Origin of the sequence: Corynebacterium sp. HMSC074A09 (assembly GCF_001811545.1) — a bacterium.
Classification (GTDB): domain Bacteria; phylum Actinomycetota; class Actinomycetes; order Mycobacteriales; family Mycobacteriaceae; genus Corynebacterium; species Corynebacterium hiratae.
The window spans coordinates 80,963-98,688 of record NZ_KV805150.1 but is presented as its reverse complement, the minus strand read 5'-3'; the positions used below and the strand labels follow the sequence as shown (position 1 = coordinate 98,688).

Below are 17,726 nucleotides of genomic sequence, written 5' to 3'. Positions count from 1 at the left end.
GTGCCGCACGACCAAGAAGGGACACTAAGACCCATCATGAGCATCCGTCGCGTACTTGCTGCCACCTCGGCAGCTGTCATCGCCGCTACCGGCCTGGTCGCCTGCTCCTCCGATTCCTCGGACTCTGAAGCCAAAGGCGACGGCGAAGAAATTACCAAGGACTCCACCATCACCATCGGCACCACCGACGCCAACATGGAAGAGTGGGCTGTCTTCCAGGACCTGGCCAAGGAGGCCGGCTACGACGTGAAGCTGGAGAACTTCGCGGACTACAACACCCCGAACCAGGCTCTGGATCAGGGTCAGCTGACCGCCAACAAGTTCCAGCACCTGCAGTTCTTGGCCAAGTACAACCAGGGCAACGGCACCGACCTCGTCCCGCTCGCCTCCACCGAGATCTACCCGTTGGCCATCTACTGGAAGGACCACAAGGACCTCTCCGACATTGAGGGCCAGGAAGTGGCCATCCCGAATGACTCCACGAACCAGGGCCGTGCTATCGGCCTGCTGGCCCAGGAGGGCCTGGTCACTCTTAAGGAGGACAGCCCGCTGATCCCGACTCCGCTCGATATCGACGAGAAGGAGTCCAAGGTCACCGTCACCCCGGTGGACGCCGCACAGACCCCGGCCGCCTACGGCGAGGGCAAGCCGGCCGTCATTAACAACTCCTTCCTGGAGCGCGCGGGCATCGACCCGAAGTCCGCTGTGGCAGAGGATGACCCGAACTCCACCGAGGCAGAGCCGTACATCAACGTCTGGGCCGTACGCGCCGAGGATGCTGACAACGAGACCCTCCACGAGCTGGCCAAGCTGTGGAAGGACCCGAAGGTCACCGAGGCCGTCCTGAAGTCCTCCGGCGACACCGCCGTGGCTGTGGACCGCCCGCAGGAAGAGCTGCAGGAGATTCTGGACCGCCTCGAAGAGGAAGCCTAAGCTCCCCGCTACTCCACATGTCCCCCCGCGTTCACGCTTCAGTGTGTGGCCGGGGGATTTGGCCGTTACACACGATTCACATAACCCCCACAAGGACACCTCACGTGATTGACCACACTGGCGCCCCTCGAGGCACCCGGATTGAGTTCCGCAACATCACCAAAGTCTTCACAAACAAAAAGACCACTACGAAAGCACTCGATAACGTCTCCCTGACCGTCGAGTCCGGCGAGATTGTCGGCATCATCGGCTTCTCGGGTGCCGGCAAGTCCACGCTGGTGCGCATGATCAACGGCCTCGATACCCCAACGTCGGGAGAGCTGCTTCTCGACGGCACCGATGTCGTCGGCATGCCCGAAAAGCAGCTGCGCGGTCTGCGCCGCAACATCGGCATGATTTTCCAGCAGTTCAACCTCATGTCCTCGCGCACCGCGGCGGGCAATATTGAGTACCCGTTGAAGCTGCAGGGCGTCGAGAAGCAGGAGCGTAAGAAGCGCGTTCAGGAGCTTTTGGAATTCGTCGGACTGGCGGACAAGGGCAATAACTACCCGGAGCAGCTCTCCGGTGGCCAGAAACAGCGCGTCGGTATCGCCCGCGCTTTGGCGAATAACCCTTCCCTGCTGCTGGCGGATGAGGCCACCTCGGCGCTGGACCCCACCACTACCCACGAGGTGCTCGACCTGCTGCGCAAGGTCAACCGCGATCTCGGCATCACCATCGTGGTCATTACCCACGAGATGGACGTCGTGCGCTCCATCGCCGACAAGGTGGCCGTTATGGAAAACGGCCGCGTCATTGAGGCCGGCAGCGTCTACGAGGTCTTTTCCAATCCGCAGACCAAGGTGGCGGAGAAGTTCGTGGCCACCTCGCTGCGCAACACCCCGGACGTCGTGGAGGCCGATGACCTGCTGGCCCACGAAGGACGTTTGTTCACCATCAACCTGACGGAAAAGTCGGGCTTCTTCGGCGCCGCCGGCAAGCTCGCGGACGAGGGAGTGTCCATCGCCGTGGTCCACGGCGGCATCACCACCCTGCAGAAGCATTCCTTCGGCAAGATCACCGTGCGCCTCAACGGCCCGGATGCCGCCATCGAAGACTTCTACGCACATATGCAACGCACCACCGACATTGAGGAGATCCAACGATGAACGTCACCTACCTCGCGCAGGCCAATTGGGATCGACTGGGCGGCACGCTTGTCGACGCCGTCAAGGACACCCTCATCATGGTCGCCACCACCCTGGTGATCGCCGGCATCATCGGCTTGGTTCTCGGCATCCTGCTCTACACCACCCGCCCGGGCGGCATCCTGCAGAACAAGCCCATCTACTTCATCATCAACATCCTGGTGAACTTTGTTCGCCCGATTCCCTTCATCATCTTGCTGGCCTTTGTCCAGCCGCTGACGGTGGCGGTGCTGGGCAGCTCTATCGGCCGTGAACCGGCCACGTTCGTCATGGTTATTGCGGCCACGTTCGCGGTGGCGCGCATCGTGGAGCAGAATCTCGTGGCGCTGGACCCGGGCGTGATTGAAGCAGCCCGCGCGATGGGCGCTTCGCCGTGGAAGATCATCACCACGGTCATCATTCCGGAGGCGCTGGGCCCGCTGGTGCTGGGCTACACCTTCCTGTTCATCGGCATCGTCGACATGTCCGCGATGGCCGGCTACGTCGGCGGCGGTGGCTTGGGTGACTTCGCCATCGTCTACGGCTACCGCGCCTTCGAGTGGGAGGTCACCGTGGTGGCTACGCTTATCATCATCGTGCTGGTGCAGGCAGCGCAGTTCTTTGGCAACTGGCTCTCGGCCAAGATTATGCGCCGCTAACCGCGCCGACCCCGTGCTCTATACGCTGCGCTTTTCGACGCGGCGCGCGGCATAGAAACGAGAGGTCTTCGGCTCGTCTCCACAAGAAGAGACGACGCCGGAGGCCTCTTTTTCTTCGAGTTCTACGTCCCATGCGCGGCCATCGCGGTGGCGCACAACGACGCTATTTCTCGCGGCGGGGGTTTCCGCCGCGTCGACGGTGAGGTCGCCGTAGTGGAGGGTCTCGGAGGCGTCGAGAAGCTGGCGCGCCACCGCGAGCTCCGCCACCTGCCCTTGGGGCGTGGTGAGGCCGGAACCGCGGTTAGCGGGATAGAAATACTCGCCGTGCAGCGCCTTGCCCACGAGTTCGCGGCCAGCTTCCACGTTGAGGCGACCGAAGGAATATCCCCAGGGCATCAGCAGCACCGACGGTGCGAAACGATGGCCTTTGGTGTGGGAGGTCTCCCACACGGTCTCCCCAAATTCGCACGCCAGGGAGGCGGCAAGCGGGCGGCCCTTGATTGCGCAGCAGGCATCGCGCTTGGCATGGGTACACACGAGCACCAGCGGCAGGCACGTGCCAGTGGGGTGCTCCAGATCCAGATCGAGGATGTCCTCCGGGCCGTTGAGGACATAATCCTGTACCAACCCCTCGCGTGCCCACACGACGAAACAGCGGAAGTGCCCCGCCCCCCGTTCATGCCCGGCGCGCCCAGGGCGGCGAATGAGTTGCAGGCCCGCCACGCCTTTGAGCTTGGCCTTGAGCTTCGCAGTCAAGCCGGGGCCAAAGGTACGTCCGTCAAGCACGTCGCGAGACCAGGCCGTGGGCCACTCAAAGAGGACGTACACAGATTCTTGTTTTGCGGTACCGGCCAGGGGCTCGACCTGGACGTCGGAGCAGAAGGTCATGGCGCCATCTTAACTGGCATCACTTTCTTCACAACAATGTGGTTACGATGCCTAGCTCGATGCATATAATTCCCCGTAGTGCCACTACGCTCGAAACCATGCCGAAACACAGTCTCTTGCGCACAGCCGCCCCAGTGGCCGCACTCGTTGTCTCGGGTGCACTCGCGCTTCAGGGATGCGCTCCGTCTTCCTCCCCGGACGGCAGCCCCGACGGCCCCACGAAGACTCTCGACGCCACCCTGTCCGGCGCCTCCACCTCCACGGCTACCGTTACTCCCACTGCCCCCTCCCCCGCCGCACCGGCTGGGCTGACCCCGCTGGGCGACGCCAACATGGAGATGAAAACCCTCCGCCCACCGGCCCCCTCGGAGCTGGTGGTGACTGATGTCCGCGTGGGCAAGCACGAAGGTTTTGACCGCGTGGTCTTCGAGTTTGTCGGGGACGGTTCACCGGGCTGGTTCATCGATTACACCGATGCCCCCGCCCAGCAGGGCTCCGGCAACCCGATTGCTTACAAAGGTTCCACCGCGCTCGACGTCAGCATCGACGGCACCGCTTACCCCTTCCAGCTCGACATGGAAGACCCGAACATCGGCACTGTAAAGGGCGCCGGCGGGCTGGTGACCCAGGTGGTCAACGGCGGCACCTTCGAGGCTCGCTCGCAGTTCGTTATCGGGCTTAATGAACGCCACCCGTACTCGGTCCAGGTGCTCAGGGGGCCGACGCGCCTGGTCATCGACATCTTGAATTAAGCCGTTCAGGCATAGGTTGCCTCCACAGACCAGCGCCCGCCTGCCCACACGAGGAGCCAGGCGCGCTGGCCTTTCTCGTTTTCTCCGACGACTTGCAGGCGCGCGCAGCGCTGCGCCGCACCCGCCTCCCACCACCCGGTGTCTACGGGCCACGGGCCGGCCCAACCGGTCACCCGGTAGCGGTGGCGCCCCCATCCCAGACCCGCCGGCTCCCCGGAAAGGAGGGCCTCGGCGGTGACGATGACCTCCTTCGAGGAGACGTCGATAAGCCGAATCCGCGCGGCCGGGTGCGCCAGGCTCGCCGGGAGCGGCGCCGGGATGCGCCCCGGCCAGGTGCCCTCCGGCTGCGGATCGCGCTGCTCGCCATAGGGGACGTACTCGATGCGCTCGGCCACCCCACGCCCGCCCGCCGGGCGAGGCTGCAGCACGCGGTCCACCCCCAGCTGGGATTGCACCCGCGCGATGACACGCTTGGCCTGCTCCGCGGATTCGCCTGCGCCCCACAGGAGTCCATCCCCCGGCGGGGCGACCTCCACCGGCTCCAACGCCAGCTTGACGACGCCTCCTCCCTCACCCGGCGCACTCCCCGCCCACGCAGCACTCAGCCAGCCATCGAGCTGCCAGCGCACGCGGTCCGCCGTGGCGGCCTCGCTGAGCGCTTCCTGGGTACGCCAGATCCGCTCCAAACGCTCGCCGCCCTCGAACTCCGCGGCAACGCGCAGCCGCAGACACACCACGCCGGCCTCATCGAGCACCACATGCAGGCGCGCCGCGAGCTGGCGCGCGGCAAAGGCCGCGGCGTCTACGCGCTCTAAGGGTTCTTCGAAGCCCTGCTCCACGCCCAGGTCCGGGCGTGCAAGCTCCGGCGCCACGCGCCGATCCGGTGCGGCCGCGGCCACCGCGTGGCACCGCCGTCCAGCCTCGCCGAAACGGGTGGTGACTTGGCGCAGCGGCAAACTCGCCAGCTCCCCTAACGTGCGCACGCCCAGCTGCTCCAAGGCATGCACCACGTCCGCCGCACACCCCAGCGCCACTTCCGCGGCCAATACTCCCACCGGCTGCTGAGCCAGAAAGTCGCGCGAGCCGCCTGCCGGGACTACCGCGCCCAGGTTGTGGTGGCGCGCGGCAATCAGCGCGGTGGCGATCTCATCGGCGACGCCGACGGTGGCGTCGAGGCGGGATCTGGAGGTGGCGTCGACAAGCATCTCTACCGCCTTCGCCTCACTGCCGTGGAAACGCCCGGCCGCGCCCGCATCCACAATGACCAAGCCCGGACGCAGCACCTCCACCGAGGAGGCCACCGCATCCAGCCCCGCGGCGATCTCCGCGAAGACCACGCCGTCTCGGTCCGGGTTGGCCTCCTCCACGCGCAGCTCCGGTAGGAGAGCTTGGGCTTGGCGCACCCGCATCCCGCGGCGCACCCCTGCCCGGCGCGCTGCTGCGTTGCAGACCGCCACGCGGTGCTGAGCAGCAATAACGCACGCTGCCCTGTCAGCGTCCTGCAGCGCCTGGATAGGCCAATCCGGGAACCACAGCGCCGCGACCCTCACACGACCTCCAGGCGTGGGCGCGCGTCCAGACGCTGCCCACACGTGAGCACTCCACGGCGCGGGCGCATGCTTGCCGACGCCACCCGCACCCCTATATCAACTCCCCAAATACGCCCGCTGCCCCGGCCCAAGCCATGCACCGCGACGACCTCCGCACCTATCTCCATCGCCGTTCCTGGCAGCCGGGTTCCCACGGTGAGCAGGGCCGCCTGCCCTGCTCGCACCTTCGCCAGCACGGGGCGCGCCCGGGTGGGGCTCAGCTCGCCTGTGCCTTTGTGCACCACCAGGTCCAGTCCCTCACACAGCACGCCGGTCACCGCCCAGGGCTCCGCGCCCGGTTCGGGCACCGCGATGACCCGGGAGATATCTCCATCCTCAACCACCTGTGCGAGTGAGAGATCGGGCCAGCCCACCACCGCAACGTGTCCGCCCGCCGCGCTAACATGGGATATCAGCTCCACCACGAGAGCGGCACATTCCGCACAGACGGTTGCCCGCTTGCGGGGAAGGCCACCGCCCGGGAGCAGCTCAGATAGCCCTTCGGGGACGCCGAGAAGCTCCACCTCCGGCTGCACCTGCGCGGCAACATCCGGGGTTTCCAGGCGTTGAATCTGGGCGCGCAGGACCGCAATTTGCTCGGCCTGCGATCCGCCCACCACACGAACACCTGTTTGATTCATGGCTCCTATTATGAACCTCTCTCCGGACGCGCGCAATTGCGCTGGTAGCGTTAGGCGCCATGAATCCCCTCCGCACGCACACCACCCCAATCCCCACTCCGCTGTGGGTGCGACTCGGCGGATCTGCCTTGGCCGGCGCCGCCGTGGCGGTGGGTACCAGCCGCATCCACTTCGGCCTCGCGCTGGGGCTCAGCCTGCTCCTCCTCCTCGCGGCCTGCGCGCTCGTACTCCTACACCCCTACCGCGCGGACCTGCGTGATTATGCCCAGCGCCACAACGTCACCATGCTGCCCAACGCGGCACAGCTCATCCCGCTTATGGTGCTGTGGTTGATGGTCATGTTCTCCCCACTCCTCGCGCTGCCTGCCTGGGGCAGCGCACTGGTGTGGGTGCTCGTTTCAGGCGCGGCCTTCCTGCTCTTTCCCCACGTCGACGGCTCCCGCAAGCTCGCCTACGCACCCCCTGCCTAAACCCAACCCGCCTAGGCCAGGCTGTTTAAGCCAGGTCGCGCGAGGTGGCCCAGCGCGTGAGCTGATGGCGGTTGGACTGCTGGGTCTTGCGCAAAATATTGGAGGCGTGTGTTTCCACCGTCTTCACCGAAATAAACAGCTGCTTGCCAATCTCGCGGTACGTATAGCCGCGCGCAAGCAACCGCAAGACCTCTAGCTCGCGCCGCGTGAGCGCATCCACCGCCGGGTCTTGTCCCTCCTCCGGCTCCGGCGCGGGCGAACCGGAAGCAAAAGCGTCGAGGACAAAACCCGCCAGGCGCGGCGAGAAATACGCATCCCCGCTATTGACCTGCACCACCGCCTCGGCCAGATCCGGGCCGGAAATATTCTTCGTCACATACCCGCGCGCGCCCGCCCGAATCAGCGCAATCACGTCCTCCGCCGCATCTGACACGCTCAGCGCCAAAAACACCGGCCGCGACGGCTGATTAGCCGTCGCGTTAATAACGGCGAGGCCACCGCCGTCGGGCATGTGGACGTCGAGAAGCACCACGTCCGGGGAGGTACGCGCAATGCCCTCCAGCGCCTCCGCAACGGTCCCGGCATCGCCCACGATCTCAATCTCCGAGGACGCCGCCAGCTCCGCGCGAACGCCCGCGCGAAAGACGGAGTGATCATCAACCAAAAAGACCTTCACCATGCTCATAACGCTACCGCGAGCTCCACCTCGGTGCCCTCCCCCGGGGTCGAGGAAATCCGCACGCGCCCACCAGATCCTTCTACGCGCGCGCGAATACTGTCACGAATCCCGTGCCTATCAGCGGGAATATCCTCCACGTCGAAACCCACCCCGCGGTCGCGCACAAAGATACTCAGCTCGCCCGCCAACAACTCCGCATAAACATCCACCACGTCCACACCCGCATGCTTGCCGGCATTCACCATGGCCTCACGCGCGGCCTGGATAAGCAGCTTCGCGGACTCCGTCAGCTCCGTGTCCTCACCCACCGTCACAGCAGATACCCGCATGTCGAAGAGATCTTCCACCTCCCCGCACGCCGATTCGAGGGCACCGAAACAGGTGGTGGGGGCGGCGGAGGGGGCATCGAAAAGCCAGGCGCGCAGCTCGCGTTCTTGGGCGCGCGCCAAACGCGTCACCTCGCGCGAATCCCCCGCCTGCTTCTGAATCAGCGCCAGCGTCTGCAGCACCGAATCGTGCAGGCGGGCGGCAATCTCGGCGCGCTCCTCCGAAACCGCCTTCGCCGCCTGTTCCTGAGATAGCGAGCGCCAGAGCTTCAGCACCAGCGGCACCACCAGCGCGCCAAAGCCCACCAGCGTCAGCGCCGTGGCCAGGATCGCCGAACCCGATCCGCTCTCCCACGTCACCGCCGCCACCACGACGCCACCGATGACCAGGACGGCACCGGCCGCCACAGCAACCAGGCCCACCGGCGTGTTCAGCCCGCGGTCATACGCCAACCACGCCAGCACCGCGCCGATGGCCACCACCGCCAATGGCACCGCCACGCTTAGCGACGCCCCCGAAACCCCCAACACACCCACCGCACTACCCGCCAGCGCCAGGAACACCAGCACGAGGGAGAGGGGGCTGCGGCGGGTGGAGGGGGCGTCGTCAAGCGCGGGCGTGAAAATCCACAGCCCGGCATAGGCCATCGCCCCCACCCCACCCAGCAGGGTCAACGCGGTCAAGGCGATGCGCACGGAGAGCGCCGAAACCCCCAGATTCTGCGCCAGCCCCGCCGCCACGCCGGCGACCACGCGGCCAGATTGGGGACGCGACATCACGGGATAGGGCGCCGCGTTTTCTGCGGGCACATAGGGCGAAGTCATACTAGCCATAGTCCCACGCGCCACCCCTCGGGCACATCAGGGACAACCCTGAGGTCAAAAAATCAGGGCGATTACCGATACCGCCGCGAGGCCCCACGCGGCACCATAAAAGCATGACGAAGAACAGCACACTCAACCAGATGTGGACGACCCGCCCCGTCCGCCTTCCCAAGAAACAGGGCGGTGACGCGCACATCGCTGGTGTCTGCGAAGGCATCGCGGTGCGCTACCAGCTTGACCCCACGATTGTGCGCGTGGCCTTCGTGGTCGCAGCACTCGCCTTCGGCGGCGGCATCGCCGCCTACCTCCTCGCGTGGGCGCTCATGCCGCGCTTCGGTTCGCCCTACTGCCCGCTCGATGCGGCCATGGGCAAGGATGGCGTCAAGGAGGAACAAGAGCTCGGCTGGGTGCTGATTATCGGCGTCCTTCTGACGTTTGGCTCCGGCCCGCTGTTCCTCAGCGGACAATTCCTCGCCGGCCTTCCGCCCGCTGCGCTGACCTTCGGCCTGTTGGCGCTGGCGTGGTACGCCCTTCACCAACGCGAACCGCTACCGCCCAGCGGGCTGTTGGCTGCCGAACAGCCGGTGCGCGAGGAACCGGTCAACCTCAACCCTTATACCCCAGCAGACGGACACCCCTTCCCACCGGGGCGCACGACCCCGCCGTCCTGGGATCCACTCGGCGTGGTGCCCGATGCCTGGGACCTGCCGGAGCCGGGCCCGCGGGAAGAACCGAAAAAGAAGCGCGGTTCGCAGTGGGCTGAGGCCGCGATTACCCTCGGCGCTGTGGGGGCTGCCCTGACGATTGCCTTCTTTGGAGGTACCTTCGTCATCGAGGCCGACGAAGAATCCGGCTTCAGCGCCCGCTTCAATGTCGGTTCTCAGCACATCGCGCCCACCCATGAAGATGAGCTCCAGGAATACTATGACCTAGGTATTGGCACCTCAACGGTGGATTTGAGCCAAATCGAAGACCTCAAGGAAAAGCACGATGTCACCATCGACGTCGGCATCGGCAGCGTCGAGGTCATCCTCCCGAAGGACGTCCCTGTATCACTCACCTGTGACAGCGGCTTAGGAGAAAGCAACTGCACCAACCGCCATGACGATGATGCGCTGCTAGATATCCGCATCGACCAAGGCATCGGCGAGCTCACCGTCACCGGCTAAACTGGCCCACCATGATTCACTTCGGCAACGATTACCACCGTTTAGCCCACCCCCGCGTCCTTGATGCCATCGCGGGGGCGGGTGGGGCTTATGCCGGCTATGGCGCCGACGAGCTGTGCGCCACGGCCGCTGAGCGCATCCGCACTGTCTGCCAGGCGTCGAACGCTGAGGTGCATTTCATGGTCGGTGGCACGCAGGCCAACGCCACCATCATCGCCCACCGCCTGCGCCCCTGGGAGGGTGTCATCGCGGCGGATAGCGGGCACATCGCCACCCATGAGACGGGCGCCATCGAGCACACCGGGCACAAGGTCATCACGTTGCCGAACCAGCTGGGAAAAATCACCGCCGCGCAGGTTCGCGCCTGCATGGATGAGTACCGCGCCTCCGGGGTGGAAGAGCACATGCCGGAGCCCGCACTGGTCTACATCACGCAGCCCACCGAGTTCGGCACCGCCTACTCCCGCGCCGAACTCGTGGCCCTGCGCGAGGTCTGCGACGAGTACGATCTGGGCCTGTTTGTCGACGGCGCCCGCCTCGGCTACGGCCTGTCCGCTGCGGATATCACCCTGCCGGACCTGGCCACGCTTGTCGACGTCTTCACCATCGGCGGCACCAAATGCGGTGCCCTCTTCGGCGAGGCCATCGTCTTCCCCGCGGGCGCGCCGCGCTTTCGCAATGCGATGAAGCAAAACGGCGGCCTGCTAGCCAAGGGCTGGTTGCTCGGCGCGCAATTCGCCGCCCTCTTCAGCGCCCCTCCTACTGCCTCCGCCGACGCAGCAACGACCCTCTACGAGCAGATCTGCGCCCGCGCCAATGCCCAAGCCCAGCGCATCGCCGAGGCATTTCGTGCCGCAGGCATCGACATGCTCTTTGACTCCCCCACCAACCAGCAATTCGCGCTGTTGACCCGCGAGCAGGAAGAGAAGCTCTCGCAAGACTTCGTGTGCCAGTTCTTCGAAGAACACGAAGGCCTGCGCGTGGTGCGATTCTGTACGGCGTGGTCGACGGAAGAGAGGGACGTCGATAAGCTTTGCGCTGCGATTTCTGCGCTCAAGTAGCGAGGTTCCCCGGCCTGGTTTAGGCTGTGGGCTATGCAACTGGGGGGTTACATTCAAGCACTAGCGCGCGGGCTCGACGTGGTCGAGCAATGCGCCGGTGTCACACGCGCTCAGCTGGTTGAGATGGGTGCGCGGCCGGATTTCGCGGAGAAGCTCCTAGGGCTGCACGCGGTGTATTTCGGGGACACGATGTTCCGCTCCCGGCAGCGCAAGGCCCGCCGCACGGGCCACGACGTGTTCACGCTCCTCGATATCGAGCGCTATTGTTCCAAGCTCAAAGCCCGCAGGGCCTGGGAGCTGCGCCAGCTACTAGCTGCCACCCCGCGGGAGAAAATCCCCATGGTGGCGAAGGCAAAGCTCAAAGAATGGCGCCCGCCCAAGGACCCCGCCCCAGGCGTGCGAGTGACGCGGCGCGCGGGCCGCAACCACACGCTGAGCATTACGGATTCCTCGCTCAATATTTCCAAATTGCTGGCCGTGCTTAAGACCACCGACAAGGACTTGCTCACCGCGGCGCATACCGTGTTCCGCGGCGGGGGTGGCTCCGGCCAGAAGCTGCAGTCCAACGTCATCGTGCGATTGGATGAGCTCGACCGCATCGTCGATGGTGATGGCGAGGAGATTGAGTTGCAGCTGACTAATGGGGCCACGATGACGGGTGCGGAGTTCGTGCGCGAAAAGCTTGCCGACGTCGGCCTCATCACCCTCGTCCACCCCCACCACGGCCCCGTGAACCTGTACATGGCGAGCCGTTTCGCCAACACCAAGCAGCGCCTCGCGCTGTCTGCGGAGCACCCGACGTGCGCGTGGCCGGGTTGCAACGCGCCCGCGGAGGATTCGCAAATTCATCACCTCACCCGTTTCCAGGACGGCGGGCCGACAAACATGGCCAACTTGGTGCCACTGTGTGCGTATCACAACGCGGTCAATGACGATGATCCAGAAAAGCCCACCGGCCGCGGGCGCCTCGACCGCATCGATGGCCGCGTGCACTACCTGCCGCCGTGGGCGGGGCCGCCGATTCCCATTGAAAGCCCGGCCCACCCGCCGCGCTCCGCTCCGGGGCCAGCTCGCGCATCCACGGATCCGCCGGCATCCGGCCCGCCCGACCCACGCACCACGCCGCGTGGGACACCAGCCCCTGTCTCCGGCGCGCCACCGCATAACTCCGGCGAACCTCCGGACCCGCCACCGAGTTCATGAGTGCTTTTAGTCCGTAGACTTCGCCCTGATCTCACGGTGGAAGCGCCACCCCGCCGGCTCAATGGTTCAGCGGCTCGCGGGTCACCGCTCCGCCGAACCAACCGGTCGCAGGCTGCCGCTCCGCAGCCCCACCAGCCGGAGACACCCTACGGCACACAGCCGCTTTAACCAGCCGCTCGCTGAGAAAATTTGCTCGGCGTGCGGCTACTCGCGCGCGCGATATAGAGGTATGCGTCCTTGTGCCGTGCGTACTAACGCCGTCGATACTGGCAACGGGCACGCTAACGCCATCCAGACTGGCGCCTGTCGCGACCACCCCCTGGAGGGTACGCAGGAGCCTGGCACCGCGCCATCTGCCCCCATTCCGCGGAGCTGAGTGCCGGGGATCGAAAACGGGGAACGCGGCCGCGCTACACAGCGTCTGGGAGTTTGCTTCGCTGCCCGCTTTCTACCACCGAGCTATCTCACTGAGATACTCCACTGCACTACTACAGTGCGTGTCCTAGTGTCTTTCGGCTGCGCTTACTCCCACTCGATGGTTCCCGGCGGCTTCGAGGTTACGTCGAGCACCACGCGGTTGACTTCCTTGACCTCGTTGGTGATGCGGGTGGAGATCTTCTCCAGCACGTCGTACGGCAGGCGGGTCCAGTCTGCGGTCATGGCGTCCTCGGAGGAGACCGGGCGCAGGACGATCGGGTGGCCATAGGTGCGGCCGTCGCCCTGGACGCCGACGGAGCGGACGTCGGCAAGCAGCACCACCGGGCACTGCCAAATCTCGCCGTCCAGACCAGCGTTGGTCAGCTCGGTACGCGCGATGAGGTCCGCCTGACGCAGCGTCTCGAGGCGCTCCTCGGTGACCTCGCCGATGATGCGGATACCCAGGCCCGGGCCCGGGAAGGGCTGGCGCGCCACGATCTCCTCCGGCAGGCCCAGTTCACGGCCAACCGCGCGCACCTCATCCTTGAAGAGCAGGCGGAGCGGCTCGACGAGCTCGAATTCGACGTCGTCAGGCAGGCCGCCCACGTTGTGGTGGGACTTAATGTTCGCGGTACCGTCACCGCCACCGGACTCCACCACGTCCGGGTACAGCGTGCCCTGCACCAGGAAGGCGGCATCCTGGCCGTCCAGGGCCTGGTCGACGGCGCGCTCGAAGGAGCGGATGAACTCCGCACCGATGGCCTTACGCTTGGCCTCCGGCTCGGTCACACCGGCCAGCTTGGAAAGGAAAGCCTCGCGCTCATCAGCGGTGATGAGCTTGGCGCCAGTCGACGCCACGAAGTCCTTCTCCACCTGTTCACGCTCACCCGCGCGAAGCAGACCGTGGTCGACGAAGACACAGGTCAAACGGTCACCGATTGCGCGCTGCACGAGGGCTGCGGCTACGGCGGAATCCACGCCGCCGGACAAGCCGCAGATTGCGCGGCCTTCCTCGCCGATCTGCTCGCGCACATCGTTGATGAGCTGCTCCGCGATGTTCTCCGCGGTCCAGTTCTGCTCCAAGCCTGCTACCTCAGTCAGGAAGCGCGTGAGCACCTCCTGGCCGTGCGGCGAGTGGAGAACTTCCGGGTGGTATTGCACGCCGGCCATCTGCTTGGACAGGCACTCGAAGGCTGCCACGGGAGCGCCCTCGGAAGAGGCGGTCACCTCAAAGCCCTCCGGGGCTTCCGTGACCGAATCGCCGTGAGACATCCACACCTTGTGGGTGTCCTCCAGACCCTTGTGCAGCACGCCGCCGGACACGGTCATGTCCGTGCGGCCGTACTCGCGGGCACCCGTGGAGGCCACGGTGCCGCCCAGGGCTTGGGTCATGGACTGGAAGCCGTAGCAGATACCAAAGACCGGGATGCCGAGCTCGAGCAGCTCCGGCTTCAGAGCAGGGGCGCCGTCCGCGTATACGGAAGACGGGCCACCGGAAAGGATCAGCGCGGCCGGGTTCTTGGCCTTGATGTCCTCCACGGAGGCGGAATTGGGGACAACCTCGGAGTAGATGTTGGCCTCACGCACGCGCCGGGCGATGAGCTGCGCGTACTGGGCGCCAAAATCCACCACGAGGACAGGACGCGGGGTTGTATTTGGGTTAGTCACGGTCATCAGTTTAACGCAAGAACCCGCACCCTAGACCGCAGGGAGTGGCCCATAATCTTTCGCGGTGGCAGCTGCCTTGCTCAACGCCGCCCGAAACGCCCGCAGCGCAGGGTGTCCCTCGCGCCCAGCGCGAACCGCGATGTAGAGCGTGCGGGTGGGATTACCAGGCAAGGCAACCACACGCACGCCTTCGATCTCTTCGAGAAAAAGGTCCGAGATCACCGCCACCGCGTGGCCCGTACGCACCAGGTGCGCGTGCAGGAACGGGTCCGGGGTTTCATAGAGCACACTGGGGTTAAACCCATGCCTGCGGCACAGCCGGTGGACGAACCTCCCCAACAAAAACTCCTCCGGGTCCATGGCAAAAGGGATTTCGTCATCGAACGCTGCAAAATCCTCCAATCGCAACTCGCTCCAGGGGCCGGTGAGTGGGGTGATGAGGCGGAGGGGGTCGTCGAGAAGCAGCTCCCGATGGGTGTGCTCATCCGTGGCGGGCATGTCCGACTCGTACTCCTCACCCAGGATGAGGTCCACCTCCCGGCGCGCCAGCAGCTCCATCGCGCCATCGGCTTCGCGCTGGATGATCTGCACGCGCAGGTCCGGGTACTCCCTGGCCAGCTCCGTGAGCGCCCGCGGGACCAGCGAGGACATGATGGTTTGAAACGTCGTGACCTTAATCGTGCCACGCACCGCATTGGTTGATGCGATGACCTGCGACTCCGCCTCATCCGCCAACGCGAGCATCCGCTCAGCATAAGACGCAAGGATTTCCCCCTGCTCCGTCAAACGCACGCGCCGGCCGACCTTTTCATACAGCGCCACGCCGACGTCCTTTTCACACTGCGCCAGTTGTTGGGAGATAGCCGAGTGCGTATAGCGCAGCGATTCCGCCACCGCGGTGACGGTGCCGAGGCGTTGCAGCTCGTAGAGAATGCGCAAACGGTGCAGATCCAACATGACAGAATCCCTAACAGGTACGTGTTAAAAACTGTAGATAGACTAACAGTTCTTCCCACCCCACAATGAACTGCATGACCAATCCGTTTGCCGTTCTGTGCGTCATCGGCTCGTGCTTTTCCCTCCAGCTCGGAGCGAGCCTCGCCATTCAGCTTTTCCCCATTGGCGGCCCGTGGGGCACTGCCTCGCTGCGTCTGCTTTTCGCCGCTGTGATTCTGCTCGCCATTGCGCGACCGCGCGTGCACACATGGAGCCGTGAGAAATGGATCTCCGCCACCATTTTCGGCCTCACGCTGGGCCTGATGAACGGCTTCTTCTACGCCGGCATCGAGCTCGTTGCGCTGGGCCCTGCGGTCACCATCGAGTTCCTCGGCCCGCTGCTGCTGGCGGCGTGCCTCTCCCGCTCGCTTCGCGACGCCACCTGCGTCGCCCTCGCCCTTCTCGGCATGGGTCTGATGGGCCTGGATTCCTTCAACGGAGACCCCCTCGACCTGCGAGGTGTGTTCTTCCTGCTGTGCGCCGGCGCGATGTGGGCTGCTTATATCTTGGCCAGCAAGAAGGCCGGGGCGCTCTTTAGCGGTGCAGACGGCTTGGCTATGGCTTTCCTCATCGGCGGCCTCGTGCTCCTGCCAGTGGGTGGGCGCGGGGCGGTGGCGTTGGCCAGCGACCCCACCCTATTGCTGTTTGCCCTGGGCACGGGCGTGCTGGCCTCGCTCATCCCCTATTCGTTGGAATTCATTGCGCTGCGCAGGCTCGCCCCCAACGTCTTTTCCATCTTGATCGCTTTGGAGCCCGTTTTCGCCGCGCTCTTTGGCTGGATTCTGCTTTCACAGAATATTTCTCAGCTCAAGCTGGCAGCTATCGGGCTGGTGGTGGTGGCCTCGGTGCTGCAAACCATGGCGCCGGCGCGCGGGCGCGTGGTTTTCCGCAAGGTGGCACTGCGCCCACGCCGCCTGAAGAAGCCCCGGCTACCGCGGTTTCACAAGCCACGCAATCGCAGCTCTGATCCAGCAGTGAGTCCAGTGCTCAGCACAAAGGACGCCGAGGCAGCGAAGTAAACTCCGTCCCGAGGCAGGCTGAGCGGCGCAGCGCCCCAACGGGGGAAGCTGCGCCTGCAGGACTAGCGAACGGCTAGCCCAACCTTCTGGAAAGACTTCAGATCCGTGTAGCCGCACTTTGCCATGGCGCGCTTCAGCCCGCCAACCAAGTTGAGCTCACCCAGCGGTTCGTTGGACGGGCCATGGAGCACGACCTCCAACGAAGGCGCACCCGCTGAGGCATCCTCGGCGGTGCCAGAAGCTGCGTTGCCAGAAGCAGCGGCGTCAAAAGCATCGGCGCCAGAAGTGCCGGTGCCCAGGAGGGCATCGGCCACGCCAATCGGCTCGATGAGGCCGCGCGGGAAACGCGGGTGGCCGGCCGTGGACGGCCAGTACCAGCCCTTGCCGCCGGCCTCCGCCGCGCGGGCCAGCACTGGCCCTAGAACGACACCATCGGCGCCACAGGCAATGGCCTTGGCGATGTCGGCGGAGGTGAAGATGTCGCCGTCGGCAAGCACGTGCACGTAGCGGCCCCCAGTCTCATCCAGGTAGTCGCGGCGTGCGGCCGCAACATCCGCGATGGTCGTCGCCATGGGGATATCAATACCTACGGTCTCCGGGTTGGTGTTCACGCCGGAGCCAACGATAATGCCCGCAGCGCCCGCGCGCATGAGGTGCAGCGCCGTGGTGTAATCCGCCACGCCACCGGCCACCACCGGGGTATCCAGCGAGCCGATGAACTCCTTCAAGTTGAGCGGCTCGCCGCCAGTCTGCACGTGCTCGGCGGAAATCAAAGTGCCGTGGATGAACAGCAACTCCGCGCCGGCCTTAATAACCACGGGCGCCAGCTCGCGGGCGTGCTGCGGGGAGACGCGCACGGCCACGGTCACGCCGGAATCGCGCACCTGCGCGATGCGCTCTGCCAGCAACTCCTCATTCAGGGGTGCTGCGTGCAGCTCCTGCAGCGTGGACAGGTCGCCGAAGTTCTCCGTCACGCGGGCAATCGCGCCTTCCAAATCCTCGTGACGGCCCCACAGGCCTTCGGCGTTAATAACACCCAAGCCGCCCTGCTTGCCCATCTCGATGACAAATTCGGGTGTGGCCAGCGCATCAGTCGGCGCCGAAACGAACGGAACGTCGAAGGTGTAGGCATCGATGTGCCATGAGGTGTCCACGTCCTTGGAGGAACGGGTGCGGCGAGTCGGCACCAGGGAAATCTGGTTCAAGTCATAGGTGCGGCGGGCCTCGCGGCCCACGCCGATTTCTACGTAATCGCGCATTCTTAG

At 65.2% G+C, this 17,726-nt stretch carries 17 protein-coding genes; 9 read left to right on the top strand and 8 right to left on the bottom strand.

Going from position 1 to position 17,726, the window contains the following annotated elements; genetic code table 11:
- The first annotated feature begins 36 nt into the window (after positions 1-36).
- The 3 genes from HMPREF2807_RS06960 to HMPREF2807_RS06950 all read left to right on the top strand — a co-directional run bounded on the left by HMPREF2807_RS06960 (position 37) and on the right by HMPREF2807_RS06950 (position 2,758).
- On the top strand, positions 37-933 hold the full coding sequence (locus HMPREF2807_RS06960) for a MetQ/NlpA family ABC transporter substrate-binding protein (RefSeq protein ID WP_070511392.1): 897 nt from the start codon (positions 37-39) through the stop codon (positions 931-933).
- Between the two features lie 104 nt (positions 934-1,037).
- Positions 1,038-2,081, top strand: a complete 1,044-nt coding sequence (locus HMPREF2807_RS06955) for a methionine ABC transporter ATP-binding protein (RefSeq protein ID WP_070511390.1) — start codon at positions 1,038-1,040, stop codon at positions 2,079-2,081.
- Complete coding sequence (locus HMPREF2807_RS06950; protein ID WP_046648398.1) at positions 2,078-2,758, top strand: methionine ABC transporter permease; 681 nt, start codon at positions 2,078-2,080, stop codon at positions 2,756-2,758. The genes HMPREF2807_RS06955 and HMPREF2807_RS06950 overlap by 4 nt, the downstream gene beginning before the upstream one ends.
- 18 nt (positions 2,759-2,776) lie before the next feature.
- Here the strand turns inward: HMPREF2807_RS06950 and HMPREF2807_RS06945 are convergent, their stop codons facing one another.
- Positions 2,777-3,646 (bottom strand): sucrase ferredoxin, encoded by an 870-nt coding sequence (locus tag HMPREF2807_RS06945; RefSeq protein WP_070511388.1) that lies wholly within the window; start codon positions 3,644-3,646, stop codon positions 2,777-2,779.
- Positions 3,647-3,744: 98 nt separating this feature from the next.
- Between HMPREF2807_RS06945 and HMPREF2807_RS06940 the strand changes: the two genes are divergently transcribed.
- On the top strand, positions 3,745-4,398 hold the full coding sequence (locus tag HMPREF2807_RS06940; RefSeq protein ID WP_083306696.1) for an AMIN-like domain-containing (lipo)protein: 654 nt from the start codon (positions 3,745-3,747) through the stop codon (positions 4,396-4,398).
- Positions 4,399-4,403: 5 nt separating this feature from the next.
- On the opposite strand, the gene HMPREF2807_RS06935 is transcribed toward HMPREF2807_RS06940, so the two are convergent.
- Together HMPREF2807_RS06935 and HMPREF2807_RS06930 are read right to left on the bottom strand one after the other, a co-directional pair.
- Positions 4,404-5,948: a DNA polymerase Y family protein gene (locus tag HMPREF2807_RS06935; RefSeq protein WP_070511385.1), complete on the bottom strand. Its 1,545-nt coding sequence runs from the start codon at positions 5,946-5,948 to the stop codon at positions 4,404-4,406.
- Positions 5,945-6,628 (bottom strand): hypothetical protein, encoded by a 684-nt coding sequence (locus HMPREF2807_RS06930; RefSeq protein WP_070511383.1) that lies wholly within the window; start codon positions 6,626-6,628, stop codon positions 5,945-5,947. Before HMPREF2807_RS06930 ends, HMPREF2807_RS06935 begins: the two co-directional genes overlap by 4 nt.
- A 59-nt stretch (positions 6,629-6,687) precedes the next feature.
- Between HMPREF2807_RS06930 and HMPREF2807_RS06925 the strand changes: the two genes are divergently transcribed.
- Positions 6,688-7,098 carry a hypothetical protein gene (locus HMPREF2807_RS06925; RefSeq protein ID WP_070511381.1) on the top strand — a complete coding sequence of 137 codons (411 nt, stop codon included), beginning with the start codon at positions 6,688-6,690 and terminating at the stop codon, positions 7,096-7,098.
- 25 nt (positions 7,099-7,123) lie between these two features.
- Here the strand turns inward: HMPREF2807_RS06925 and HMPREF2807_RS06920 are convergent, their stop codons facing one another.
- Together HMPREF2807_RS06920 and HMPREF2807_RS06915 are read right to left on the bottom strand one after the other, a co-directional pair.
- Entirely contained in the window at positions 7,124-7,777 is a 654-nt protein-coding gene (locus HMPREF2807_RS06920) for a response regulator (RefSeq protein WP_070511379.1), read from the bottom strand.
- A gap of 2 nt (positions 7,778-7,779) precedes the next feature.
- Positions 7,780-8,928, bottom strand: a complete 1,149-nt coding sequence (locus tag HMPREF2807_RS06915; RefSeq protein WP_198531386.1) for an ATP-binding protein — start codon at positions 8,926-8,928, stop codon at positions 7,780-7,782.
- A 113-nt stretch (positions 8,929-9,041) separates the two neighbouring features.
- Between HMPREF2807_RS06915 and HMPREF2807_RS06910 the strand changes: the two genes are divergently transcribed.
- From HMPREF2807_RS06910 to HMPREF2807_RS06900, 3 genes are read left to right on the top strand one after another with little or no spacing between them, the layout of a single operon-like run.
- Positions 9,042-10,097: a PspC domain-containing protein gene (locus tag HMPREF2807_RS06910; RefSeq protein ID WP_046648405.1), complete on the top strand. Its 1,056-nt coding sequence runs from the start codon at positions 9,042-9,044 to the stop codon at positions 10,095-10,097.
- Between the two features lie 11 nt (positions 10,098-10,108).
- Positions 10,109-11,158 carry a threonine aldolase family protein gene (locus tag HMPREF2807_RS06905; protein WP_070511376.1) on the top strand — a complete coding sequence of 350 codons (1,050 nt, stop codon included), beginning with the start codon at positions 10,109-10,111 and terminating at the stop codon, positions 11,156-11,158.
- 33 nt (positions 11,159-11,191) lie between these two features.
- Positions 11,192-12,361, top strand: coding sequence for an HNH endonuclease signature motif containing protein (locus HMPREF2807_RS06900; RefSeq protein ID WP_070511374.1), 1,170 nt, complete (start codon positions 11,192-11,194; stop codon positions 12,359-12,361).
- Between the two features lie 522 nt (positions 12,362-12,883).
- Here the strand turns inward: HMPREF2807_RS06900 and guaA are convergent.
- Positions 12,884-14,452, bottom strand: coding sequence for a glutamine-hydrolyzing GMP synthase (gene guaA / locus HMPREF2807_RS06895; RefSeq protein WP_046648408.1), 1,569 nt, complete (start codon positions 14,450-14,452; stop codon positions 12,884-12,886).
- Positions 14,453-14,476: 24 nt separating this feature from the next.
- Positions 14,477-15,403, bottom strand: a complete 927-nt coding sequence (locus tag HMPREF2807_RS06890; RefSeq protein ID WP_070511372.1) for a LysR family transcriptional regulator — start codon at positions 15,401-15,403, stop codon at positions 14,477-14,479.
- Between the two features lie 74 nt (positions 15,404-15,477).
- Here HMPREF2807_RS06890 and HMPREF2807_RS06885 point away from each other — a divergent pair, with 74 nt between their 5' ends.
- Positions 15,478-16,461, top strand: a complete 984-nt coding sequence (locus tag HMPREF2807_RS06885) for an EamA family transporter (protein WP_198531385.1) — start codon at positions 15,478-15,480, stop codon at positions 16,459-16,461.
- A 62-nt stretch (positions 16,462-16,523) separates the two neighbouring features.
- Here HMPREF2807_RS06885 and HMPREF2807_RS06880 read toward each other — a convergent pair whose 3' ends face one another.
- On the bottom strand, positions 16,524-17,720 hold the full coding sequence (locus HMPREF2807_RS06880) for a GuaB3 family IMP dehydrogenase-related protein (RefSeq protein WP_070511368.1): 1,197 nt from the start codon (positions 17,718-17,720) through the stop codon (positions 16,524-16,526).
- Positions 17,721-17,726: the final 6 nt, after the last annotated feature.